Genomic DNA, 11455 nt, shown 5'->3' on the forward strand with positions numbered 1-11455 from the left:
AGACTTCCTTATAATATAATGAATAAGTTAAGGAGAAGTCTATGATATATTTAGATAATGCAGCAACTACAAAAATGTACAGAGAAGCCATAGAAAAAATGGTTGAAGTAGAAGAAAATTATTATGCAAATACTTCATCAATTCATTCATTTGGCATGGATTCTGAAAATTTAATAAAAAAAAGTAAAAACATAATGGCAAAGGCTATAAATGCGAAAGAAAGTGAAATATACTTCACCAAAGGAGCAAGCGAATCAAATAATATTGTCGTTTCATCTTTTGCATCTGCTGATAGCAAAGTCATTACAACAAGTATAGAGCACTCATCTATATATGATGCTGTTATAAATAATAACTACAAAGAAATAGTATTTTTAAAAAATGATAAGTATGGTTTTGTAAATATAGAAGATTTGAAAGAAAAGTTAGATAAAGATGTTAAACTTGTTTCCATTATATATGTAAATAATGAAATTGGAACAATACAAGATATAGAAAAAATTTCTAATTGTGTAAAATCTTATAATCCAAATATATGTATGCATATAGATGCTACCCAAGCTGTCGGCAAAATTTCTTGTGATGTTGATAAACTTGGCGTAGACTCTATGAGTTTTAGCGCACATAAGTTTCATGGACCAAAGGGTGTTGGCATTCTTTATGTAAGAAATAATATGCTATCTAAGATCAAACCAGTTATCTATGGGGGCAGGCAAGAAATTGTATCTTCAGGAACTGTAAATCACCCTGCAATTTATGCCGCAGGCCTTGCCCTAGAAAAGCAAATTACAAATGATGAGTACCAACATATACTAGATCTCAATGAAGGTCTTAGAAATGCAATTGAGGCAAGTATTGATGATTATTATATCATATCACCTAAGGAAAATTCTTCAGCATATGTTTTAGACGTTTGCTTTAAAAATATTAAGTCTGAGGTTTTGGTTCATTATTTTGAAGATAATGGGATTTTTGTATCGTCTGGTTCTGCCTGCTCTAAGGGAGAAGATAATAGGATATTAAAAGCTTTGGGAATAGATAGAGATTATATTGATGGAGCTATTAGATTTTCTTTTTCAAACGATACAAGTATGGACGATATTAATAAAACTGTTGAAGTTTTAAAAGAAGGAATTGAGATGATTAGGGAGGTGTTTTAATGGATTGGTTTCTAGCGGTAAGCTTCGGTGAAATATTTCTAAAAGGGAGAAATAGAAACACCTTTTATAAAACAGCTATAAACAATATAAAGAGGAATATCAGAGATATTGGCTATGAGGATATGTTCCAAGAATCATCAAAGCTATATATCAAAGCTGATAGAGACAAGTTTGATAGATTAATAAAAGAAATAAAAAAAGTATTCGGAATAGTGTATATATCTGAAGTTGTAAGATGTGAGAAAACAGTTGAAGATATAAGTAAGACTAGCATAGATTTAGTTAAATATTATGATTTTGATAAGGATATGACATTTAAGGTGGAATCCAAGAGAACGGATAAGTCATTTGCTCTTACCTCACCTAAACTAAGTGCAAAAATTGGTGGAGATATCCTAGGAAAGTACAAAGACTTAAAGGTAGATATACATAAGCCAGATTTTACAGTATTTATAGATGTAAAATCAAAAGCCTATATCTATATAAAGAGAGTAGAAGGTCTTGGAGGACTTCCTCTTGGTTCTGGTGGAGAGGGACTCCTCCTATTATCTGGAGGAATAGATTCACCAGTAGCAGGATTTCTTATGGCAAAAAGAGGAATGAATATCAACGCTATACACTTTCACTCTTATCCATTTACATCAAAAAGAGCCCATCAAAAGGCAATGGATCTTGCAAAAATTCTATCAGCCTATACTGGTAAAATGACAGTATATTCTGTAAATCTTGCTGAGATTTATAAGGCGATAAGCAAGAATTGTCCTAGAAGAGAAACTACAATCCTATCACGTAGATTTATGATGAGAATCGCGAATAAAATTTCTGAAAAATACTCTTATCAGGCCTTGATAACAGGAGAAAGTCTTGGCCAAGTTGCAAGCCAAACTATAGAATCAGTTTCAGTTATTAACGATTCTAGTAAACTTCCAATACTTAGACCCCTTATTGCTATGGATAAGAAGGATATAATAGAAATTTCTGAAATAATAGATTCCTACGAAAAGGCAATCGAACCATATGACGATTGCTGTTCGATTTTTGCGCCAGACTCACCAGTCACAAAGCCGAAACTAAAATATATAGAAAAGTCAGAAGAAAACCTAAATATAGAAGAACTAGAAAATCAAGCTATAGATAGTATGGAAATCATAGAAATTGCTTGACATATAAGTTAAAGATAGTATTATAATCAAGTAAACCGCTCAGTCCGGGTGCTGATCCCCAACACTGGCGAGAATTTTAGTAATAGGAGGTTTCCATGTACGCAATAATTAAAACAGGTGGAAAACAATACAAAGTATCAGAAGGTGACTTAGTAAGAGTTGAAAAACTTCCTTACGAAGTTGGTGACACCGTTGAATTTGACCAAGTGCTTTTAGTTTCTGGAGATGAAGTTAAAGTTGGTTCTCCAGTAATCGAAAATGCAAAAGTAACAGCAACAGTTGAAGATCAAAATAAAGATAAGAAAATTGTTGTATTCAAATACAAACCTAAAAAACAATACAGAAAAAAACACGGTCACAGACAACCTTATACTTTAGTAAAAATTGATAGCATTAGCCTTTAATGATTAATGTTGATTTATTAATCAAAGAAGGAAGAACAGTAGGATATGAAATTCGTGGCCATGCTGATTTTTCTGAGCGTGGCACAGATATTGTTTGTTCTGCAGTTACAATTTTAGCATATACCTGCATTAATACTTTAGATAAGTATGATACAGATGTCGATTTTATAGATGATGGCGATTTACTTAAGCTTAAAACTTATGAAAAATCAAAGGAAGTTGATGTTGTATTTGACTATTTTGAAACTGGAATACAAACTTTGTTAGGTAATTATAGCGATTACGTAAAATTAAATTATAAGGAGATGTGAAATGATATTAAATATAGATTTACAAAGATTGTCAAGCAAAAAGGGAGTTTCTTCATCTAAGAACGGTAGAGATTCTAATGCTAAAAGACTAGGTGTTAAAAGAAGCGATGGACAATTTGTTAACGCTGGAACTATCATAGTTAGACAAAGAGGAACAAAAATTCACCCAGGTAACAATGTTAAAAAGGGTGCTGATGATACTCTTTACGCTTCATGTGAAGGTGTTGTTAAATTCGAAAGAAAGGGCAGAGACAAAAAACAAGTTTCTGTTTACGCTGAAGCAGACATTGCTTAGAGAGTCAGAGCTTGCCAATTGGCAAGCCTTTTTTTATGAGAGGATTTAAATATGATAGATTATGCGAAAGTGAGTCTTAAGGCAGGAGACGGAGGAAATGGAGCTGTTGCCTGGAGACGTGAAAAATATGAACCAAATGGCGGTCCTGCAGGTGGAGATGGAGGAAACGGTGGCTCTATAATTATAAAAGCTACAAGAAATCTATCAACTCTAGATGAATTTAGATATAAAACTAAATATAAGGCGCAAAATGGTGAAGCTGGTGGCAAGAAGAAGAAATTTGGAAAAAAGGGTGATGATCTAATAATAAAAGTCCCTGTCGGAACCTTAGTTAGGGAAGCTAATAGTGAAGTTATAATTAAAGACCTAAATAAGGATGGGGAAGAGTATATTATAGCAAAAGGTGGTAGAGGTGGAAGAGGAAATGTCCATTTCAAAAATTCCATACGTCAAGCGCCACGCTTTGCTGAATTAGGTAGAAGTGGTCAGGAAATAGATGTTATATTCGAACTAAAAATACTTGCAGACGTAGGACTAGTAGGACTTCCAAATGTTGGAAAATCTACTTTGATTTCTGTAATTAGCAAGGCTAGACCAAAGATTGCCAACTATCACTTCACGACCATAGATCCTAATCTAGGAGTTGTAAATATTGACAGCGAAAGATCTTTTATAGTTGCCGATATACCAGGTCTTATTGAAGGAGCAAGTGACGGTAGTGGACTCGGCCATGACTTCTTAAAACATGTCGAAAGATGTAGAGTTTTGGTTCATCTTGTAGATATTTCTGGAATTGAAGGAAGAGATCCTATAGAAGATTTCAAAATGATCAATGAGGAATTAAAATTATACAACGAAAAGCTTGCACAAAAACCAATGATTATAGCTATGAATAAGTCTGACCTTGACTTTAATAATAACGCAGAGGCCTTCCTCAAGGAATTTGCTGATAAGTACGATATATATAAGATATCTGCAGCTACAACCAAAGGAATCAAGGAGTTGGTAGATGCAATATCAGAATTGTTAGCTAAAAGTGAAATTAAAGAGTTTGATCCAATGGAAGAAGTTGATACAGAATTCTTGGATAAATATTACGACAAAGAAATTGATTATGATTTAAACTTTAGAAAAGTAAATGATATTTTTGTTGTCGATGGAAAAAGAGTTGATAAGTTACTAGAAAAAGTAGACCTTGAAGACTATGATGGCAAGATGTATTTCGAGAAGACTTTGAGAGAAATGGAAGTCTTTGATAAATTAAAGGAAATGGGAATCCAAGAAGGTGATAGTGTCGCCTTTGGAGACTTAGTATTTGAATATTATGAATAGGAGGATATATGTTAACAGGTAAAGAAAGAGCAAGATTGAAACAAGAATCTCATGATTTTAAACCAGTAATTAACATTGGAAGGTTTTCTGTTACTGATGATTTGATTAAGGCAATAGATGAAGCTTTAGAAGCACGTGAGCTTATTAAGATTAAAATTCTAAATAACAATATGGACGACCAAGAAGAAATAATCGATACAATCATTGAGAAGACAGGATCTGAATTTATTTCTCACCTAGGTTCAATCTTTACAATCTATAGAAAAAACGACGATAATAAATACGATTTATAATGAGAATAGGACTATATGGGGGGACTTTTGACCCAATTCATGTAGGGCATTTGATTGTAATAGAAAATGCTATTAATTTTATGAAGCTTGATAAAGTAATCATTTTACCTAGTTCAAATCCTCCCCACAAAAAGCACAAGAAGAAGACAGATACAAATATAAGAGTTGAGATGGTTAGTGAGGCTATTAAGGATAATGATAAGATTGTCCTATCTACTTTTGAATCTACTGATGATAGAGTTAGATATACCCACGAGACTATAAGATACTTTAAGAAATTTTTCAAATATGATGATATATTCTATATAATGGGTGAAGATTCATTTTTGACTATTGATACTTGGAGAAATTATGATGACATCTTAGATGAAAATATCATTGTTTTTACAAGAAGTAATATTGATGAAGATAGTGAGTTGGTAGAAAAGGTTGAATTTATCAAGAAAGATAATCCTAATATATTTTTAATTAATAACCTTAATATCAATATTTCATCAACACTTATAAGAAATCTGGTAAAGAATAATTTAAGTATTAAATATTTAGTTAGAGATAGTGTTAGATATATTATAGAAAATAGGGGCTTATATGTTTGATATTGAATTATATAAGGATAGATTGATTTCAGATATTGGCGAGAAGAGATATAAGCATAGTCTTAGAGTTATGGATTGCGCAGAAAGATTAAGCGAAGGGAAGAAAGTTGATAAGGAAAAAGTAAAAATAGCAGCTTTCTTACATGATTGTGCTAAATATAACGAAGAAAGATACATGAAAGAACTTAACATAGACAATTTTGAACAAATCGACCCTGATTCATCAAAATCTGTAGTTCATTCTTTTTTAGGAGCAGAAGTTGCGAAAAAAGTGTATAATGTTAGAGATGAGGAGATATTAAAAGCTATCAAATATCATACAACGGGAAATGAAAATATGAGTCTTTTAGAAAAAATTGTATTCTTAGCAGATGCAATAGAGGAGAAAAGATCATATCCGGGAGTAGAAGAGATTAGAAAGAAGGCCACTAAAAATCTTGATCTAGGTGTTTTAGAGTGCTTGAATCACAATATTAGATATCTAATAGATATTGATGCTTTTATTGATCCTTTAACACTTAAGGCAAGAAATTATTTGATAAAGGAGAAAAATGGAAAAGCTTGAAACTATTTTAAAAACATTAGATGATAAATTAGCTGAAGATGTAAAAGTTATTGATTTAAATTCTTCCTCTATAGCTGATAAGTTTGTTATAGCAAGTGGTGGAAGTATTAATCAAACTAGAGCTTTAGCTGATTATATAGAAGATGATTTAGAAAAAGAAGGATATAGCATTTTATCCAAAGAAGGTCTAAGAGAAGGAGAATGGATACTCTTGGATGCTGGAGATATAATTGTACACATTTTCACACAAAAACAGCGTGAATTTTATGATTTAGATAATCTATGGGAGAATTAACTCTCATAGATTTCTAGGAGTATTTTATGTCTGATGATAAAAAAGATAAAATCATTTACGGTTTAATAATAGCAGTTTTTATCTTAATAGCTAATTTCGCGTATTCAAATAATATGGCTGGAATTTTTGACAAATCTGATAAAATTTCCTTAGTTGATGAGGATAATTTAGATGAAGATCAAGATATTGACTCTAAAAAAGAAGAATCAGCGAATGACTCAATAAAAAAAGTTTATATATCAGGCGAGATAAACAAACCTGGAGTCTATCAAATTAAAGATGGAGATAGGCTCGAGGATTTGATTAACGAAGCTGGTGGATTGACTGATAAGGCAAGTGAGAAAACACTTAATCTTGCACAAAGACTAGATGATCAAATGAAAATTTACATACCTAATATCGATGAAGAGAATTCATTAGAAAATATTGATCCTAATCAGGCTGCAAATATTAGTGCTAGTAGCAAATCTGAGCTTATTAATATTAATACCGCCAGTAAAGAAGAACTTATGAGCTTACCTAACATAGGTGATAAGAGGGCAGATGCTATAATCGAGTATAGAAGTGCAAATAAGTTTGAGAAAATAGAAGATATTAAGAATGTTACAGGAATAGGCGATAAATTTTATGAAGCCTTAAAGGATTTGATTACAATATAGGTGAGAATACAATGAAACTATCGACAAGAGGCAGGTATGGACTAAGGGCTATGTGTTATCTAGCAAGCAATAAGGAAAGAGGATATATCTCTGTATCAGAGATGAGCGAGAAGCTAAATCTATCAGAAAATTATTTGGAGCAGTTGATAAGGCTATTAAAAAATGATGGCTTAATAACATCTGCTAGAGGTCCTAAGGGAGGATATAAAATCACAAGAGATTTAGACGAGATTTCTGTTGGTGAGGTATTAAGAGTTCTAGAAGGCAACATAACCATGAGCGACTGTGTAAGCGGAAATCACTTTTGTGATGATAAATGCGATGCGTATTTTGTCTTTGACAGAATAGATAAGGTGATAAATGAAGCAGTCGACTCTATTAGTTTAAAAAATATGATAAATCAGGAAGTTTGAGGTAAATGAATGAAAAACTTAGGGATGAATGAGTTAAGAAGCAAATATTTGAATTTTTTTGGAAATGAGAAAGGTCATACACTTCTAAAATCATTTCCACTAATTCCTATTGATGATGATTCTTTGTTATTAATCAATGCAGGAATGGCACCACTTAAAAAGTATTTTACTGGCGATAAGAAGATGAAAAACAACAGAGCGACATCTTCACAAAAATGTGTAAGAACTGCCGATATAGAAAGAGTTGGAAAGACAGAACGTCATGGGACATTTTTCGAAATGCTCGGTAACTTTTCATTTGGTGATTATTTCAAGAAAGAAGCAATAACTTGGGCTTATGAATTCCTAACCAAAGAACTTGAGATTTCTAAAGAAGATATTTGGGTTACAGTATTTGAAGAAGATGATGAAGCCTACAATATATGGCATGATGAGATAGGTCTTGATAGCGAAAGAATTCTTAGAGAAGGCAAAGAAGATAACTTCTGGGAACTAGAAGTTGGTCCTTGTGGTCCTTGTTCGGAAATCTTTATAGATAGGGGAGCTAGTAGGGCTGTAGATGAAAATGATAATAAGCCAGGAAACGATAATTCCGATAGATTTATGGAAGTATGGAATCTGGTATTTACACAATTCAATAAAGATAGTCAAGGAAATTATACTCCGCTTGCCCATCCGAATATCGATACAGGAATGGGACTTGAAAGAATCGCCATGGTATTACAAGATAAGGACAACATTTTCGAAGTAGATGTAATGGCTGAGATAATATCAGAAATTGAGAACTTATCAAAAAAAGGATACAAAGAAAATAAAAAAGATGATGTATCTATCAGAGTAATAGCAGATCATGCTAAGGCAATGACATTTTTAGTTTGTGATGGAGTTATGCCTTCAAATGAAAAAAGAGGATATGTACTAAGACGCCTCATAAGAAGAGCCTATAGGCATGGTAAGCTTTTAGGAATAGAAGGTGAATTTTTAACAAATATAGTCGATAAAGTAATCGATACCTACAAAATAGAGTATGACGAACTCGATACGGATAGAGAAAAAATAAAATCTGTAGTAAGAGATGAAGAAGATAGATTCCAAAAAACAATTGATCAAGGCCTAGAAAGATTAGAATCCTTAATCGTAAGAATGAGTGAAATAAAAGAAAGAATTCTAGATGGTAAGGAAGCTTTCAAACTCTATGATACTTATGGATTCCCACTTGATTTAACTAAAGAGATCCTAGAAGAGAAAAATCTTGATGTCGACGAAGAAACTTTCAATGAACAAATGCAGATTCAAAAGCAAACAGCAAGAGATGCTAGAAAGAAAGACGCAGGATGGTCACTTGACAATATAAATACCGATGGAATCGAGAAAACCACTTTTGTAGGATATGATGATCTAGAGGTAAAAGCTAGAATTTTAAACTTATTCAAAGAAAACTCAGAAGCTTCTTCGCTAAGTAAGGGAGATAACGGTATAATAATCAGTGATAAGACTTCATTTTATGCAGAAGGCGGCGGTGAAGTAGCTGATACTGGGCTAATAATAAGTGATTCCTTTAAGGCAGAAGTAATCGACGTACAAAAGCAAAAAGATATTTATTTTCACTATATTGAAGTAATTGAAGGATCTATCAATGTTGGTGATGAGGCTAACTTTATAGTAGATAGAGATAAAAGACTAGCAATACAAAGAAATCACTCTGCAACTCACTTGCTTGACCAAGCTCTAAGAGACGTTTTGGGTGAAGAAGTTAAGCAAGCAGGATCACTAGTCGATGAAAAGAGGTTGAGATTCGATTTTTCTCATAATAGGGCTCTAACAAGAGATGAAATAAATAGAGTTGAAGAAATTGTTAATAGAGAGATTGTTAAACAAGAGCTTGTTACAAAGGATATAGTTGATTACAAAGAGTCACAAAAAATGGGGGCAATAGGCCTATTCGAAGACAAATACAAGGATAAGGTCAGAGTTGTTTCTATGGGTGATTACTCTAGGGAATTATGTGGTGGTTGCCATGTAAATTACACAAGCGACATTTTGATTTTTAAAATTAAACAAGAATCATCTGTATCTGCTGGTGTAAGAAGAATCGAAGCCCTTACGGGTGAAAAAGCGTTTGAATATCTAAACGACAAAGCTAATAAACTAAATCAACTAGCTGATAGACTAAATACCAGCTCTAATAATATAACTAATAGAATAGACAGCCTAGAAAATGAAATTGAAAAGTTAAAATCAGAAAATAGTAGGTTAAAGACCACTAACAGTTCTGACATAGTTAGCGAACTAAAAGAAGACGTAAGAGAAATTAAGGGTATAAATTTATTAGTTAAGAAATTTGATAATGTTTCTATGGACGAGCTAAGAGATTATGAAAATAGGATAAAGTCATCTTTTGATAATCTAATAATTGTCTTTGCTTCAGTAAGTGATAAGATTGTATTTACAGTTTCTGTTGATGATAAACTTACCGATAAGTACAATGCTGGTAAAATAGTAAGACAAATAGCTCAAATTACTGGAGGTAATGGTGGAGGCAAGAAGAACTTTGCTCAAGCCGGAGGAAAAGATATTTCTAAACTAGAAGAAGCTTTAGAAAAAGTCAGTGAAATAATTTAAAGGAGATATTATGGCTGATAAAAATAACTTCAATGAGACCATGCTATTTAAGGCAGATAAGGATCAAGAAAAAGATATTAGAGAAATTCTAACAACAGTATATAAATCTTTGGAAGATAAAGGATACAAACCAACAGGTCAAATAGTAGGCTATTTATTATCAGGAGATCCAACTTATATCACTGCCCATAACGGTGCTAGAAAATTAATAAGAACAGTAGACCGTGATCGTATACTTGAAGAGTTACTAGAGAAGTATATTAATGAGTAGAATAATGGGTCTAGATGTTGGTAATAAAACAATTGGGGTTGCTCTAAGTGACCCTATGTTTTTATTAGCAAATGCACTAGAGACAATAAAAAGAAAAAAGGCAAGTTTAGACATCGAAAGAATTAAAGAATTAGTCGAAGAAAATGATGTGAATCTAATAGTAGTTGGCCTACCTAAAAATATGAATAATACAATAGGCCCTCAAGCTATGAGAGTTATAAGTTTTGTAGATTTACTAAAAAAACAAGTAGATGTCGAAGTTGTCTATGAAGATGAAAGAATGACTACTATTCAATCAGAAGCTGTTCTTATGGATATGGAAGTTAGACGTGAAAATCGTAAAAAGTATATAGATAAAATCGCTGCAACTTTCATCCTTCAAACATATTTGGATAGGAGAAAAAATGGATAATATTATTTTGCTCGATGAAGATAACAATGAAGTCGAATTTGAAATATTAGATACATTCGGAGTAGATGAGGCAAATTATGCTGCCTTAAAACAAGTAGAAGATGAGCTTATTTTAATTGTAGAAGTTATTGAAAAAAATAACGAGATTGAACTAAAATCCATAGAAGACCAGGATTTATTAGATGAGCTCATCGAAATTTATGAAGAAATGAAAGAAGATGTCGATGAATACTGATCAGATTAGAAAAATTTTTGAAGAAAATAACCAAAAATTTACTAAACAAAGAGAGATTATCTTTAACGCACTGAAAAACTCTGAGGCAAAACACATTACGCCAGAAGAACTTTTTTCAATAGTACATCAGGAACATAAGCAAGTAGGAATAGCAACAATTTATAGAACTTTAAATATTTTTGAAGAACTTGGAATTGTTAATAAACAGGAATTTACCGACCAAGCATATACTTACGAACTTATCGATCCTAAAAATGATCATCATGATCACATTATTTGTACTACATGCGGTAAAATTATAGAAGAAGAATTTCTATCAAAAGATGAAATGAAAGAATCTTTAAAAAAAGTATATGATTTTGATTTAGATTATTATTCGTTGAGAATCTTTGGAACATGCTCCGATTGTCAAAAAAACAAGGAGTAATA

At 32.2% G+C, this 11455-nt stretch carries 17 protein-coding genes; all 17 read left to right on the forward strand.

The window, feature by feature from the left end:
* The first annotated feature begins 41 nt into the window (after positions 1-41).
* A complete protein-coding gene (locus C7D97_RS02025; protein WP_105300470.1) occupies positions 42-1160 on the forward strand; it encodes a cysteine desulfurase family protein in 1119 nt (372 codons plus the stop codon).
* Positions 1160-2323, forward strand: a complete 1164-nt coding sequence (gene thiI, locus C7D97_RS02030; protein ID WP_105300471.1) for a tRNA uracil 4-sulfurtransferase ThiI — start codon at positions 1160-1162, stop codon at positions 2321-2323. The genes C7D97_RS02025 and thiI overlap by 1 nt, the downstream gene beginning before the upstream one ends.
* A gap of 95 nt (positions 2324-2418) precedes the next feature.
* Entirely contained in the window at positions 2419-2727 is a 309-nt protein-coding gene (gene rplU, locus C7D97_RS02035; RefSeq protein ID WP_015777857.1) for a 50S ribosomal protein L21, read from the forward strand.
* Positions 2727-3038, forward strand: coding sequence for a ribosomal-processing cysteine protease Prp (locus C7D97_RS02040; protein ID WP_105300472.1), 312 nt, complete (start codon positions 2727-2729; stop codon positions 3036-3038). Before rplU ends, C7D97_RS02040 begins: the two co-directional genes overlap by 1 nt.
* A 1-nt stretch (position 3039) precedes the next feature.
* Entirely contained in the window at positions 3040-3333 is a 294-nt protein-coding gene (rpmA, locus tag C7D97_RS02045) for a 50S ribosomal protein L27 (protein WP_015777859.1), read from the forward strand.
* Between the two features lie 51 nt (positions 3334-3384).
* Positions 3385-4665 carry a GTPase ObgE gene (obgE, locus tag C7D97_RS02050; RefSeq protein ID WP_105300473.1) on the forward strand — a complete coding sequence of 427 codons (1281 nt, stop codon included), beginning with the start codon at positions 3385-3387 and terminating at the stop codon, positions 4663-4665.
* A gap of 8 nt (positions 4666-4673) precedes the next feature.
* Positions 4674-4958, forward strand: a complete 285-nt coding sequence (gene yhbY / locus C7D97_RS02055; RefSeq protein WP_105300474.1) for a ribosome assembly RNA-binding protein YhbY — start codon at positions 4674-4676, stop codon at positions 4956-4958.
* Positions 4958-5554 carry a nicotinate (nicotinamide) nucleotide adenylyltransferase gene (nadD, locus tag C7D97_RS02060; RefSeq protein ID WP_105300475.1) on the forward strand — a complete coding sequence of 199 codons (597 nt, stop codon included), beginning with the start codon at positions 4958-4960 and terminating at the stop codon, positions 5552-5554. Before yhbY ends, nadD begins: the two co-directional genes overlap by 1 nt.
* Positions 5547-6119: a bis(5'-nucleosyl)-tetraphosphatase (symmetrical) YqeK gene (gene yqeK / locus C7D97_RS02065; RefSeq protein WP_105300476.1), complete on the forward strand. Its 573-nt coding sequence runs from the start codon at positions 5547-5549 to the stop codon at positions 6117-6119. Before nadD ends, yqeK begins: the two co-directional genes overlap by 8 nt.
* The gene (gene rsfS, locus C7D97_RS02070; protein WP_105300477.1) at positions 6106-6414 is read left to right on the forward strand and encodes a ribosome silencing factor; all 309 of its coding nucleotides are present in this window, start codon (positions 6106-6108) and stop codon (positions 6412-6414) included. The genes yqeK and rsfS overlap by 14 nt, the downstream gene beginning before the upstream one ends.
* Positions 6415-6440: 26 nt before the next feature.
* Positions 6441-7073 (forward strand): helix-hairpin-helix domain-containing protein, encoded by a 633-nt coding sequence (locus C7D97_RS02075; RefSeq protein WP_105300478.1) that lies wholly within the window; start codon positions 6441-6443, stop codon positions 7071-7073.
* Between the two features lie 11 nt (positions 7074-7084).
* On the forward strand, positions 7085-7486 hold the full coding sequence (locus C7D97_RS02080) for an RrF2 family transcriptional regulator (RefSeq protein ID WP_105300479.1): 402 nt from the start codon (positions 7085-7087) through the stop codon (positions 7484-7486).
* Between the two features lie 9 nt (positions 7487-7495).
* Positions 7496-10108 carry an alanine--tRNA ligase gene (alaS, locus tag C7D97_RS02085; protein WP_105300480.1) on the forward strand — a complete coding sequence of 871 codons (2613 nt, stop codon included), beginning with the start codon at positions 7496-7498 and terminating at the stop codon, positions 10106-10108.
* Between the two features lie 10 nt (positions 10109-10118).
* A complete protein-coding gene (locus C7D97_RS02090; protein WP_105300481.1) occupies positions 10119-10379 on the forward strand; it encodes an IreB family regulatory phosphoprotein in 261 nt (86 codons plus the stop codon).
* Entirely contained in the window at positions 10372-10791 is a 420-nt protein-coding gene (gene ruvX, locus C7D97_RS02095; protein ID WP_105300482.1) for a Holliday junction resolvase RuvX, read from the forward strand. The genes C7D97_RS02090 and ruvX overlap by 8 nt, the downstream gene beginning before the upstream one ends.
* A complete protein-coding gene (locus C7D97_RS02100; RefSeq protein WP_105300483.1) occupies positions 10784-11026 on the forward strand; it encodes a DUF1292 domain-containing protein in 243 nt (80 codons plus the stop codon). Before ruvX ends, C7D97_RS02100 begins: the two co-directional genes overlap by 8 nt.
* Positions 11016-11453, forward strand: coding sequence for a Fur family transcriptional regulator (locus C7D97_RS02105; RefSeq protein ID WP_105300484.1), 438 nt, complete (start codon positions 11016-11018; stop codon positions 11451-11453). Before C7D97_RS02100 ends, C7D97_RS02105 begins: the two co-directional genes overlap by 11 nt.
* Positions 11454-11455 lie beyond the last annotated feature (2 nt).

This window comes from Anaerococcus marasmi (assembly GCF_900290195.1).
In the GTDB taxonomy this organism is placed as follows: Bacteria; Bacillota; Clostridia; order Tissierellales; family Peptoniphilaceae; genus Anaerococcus; species Anaerococcus marasmi.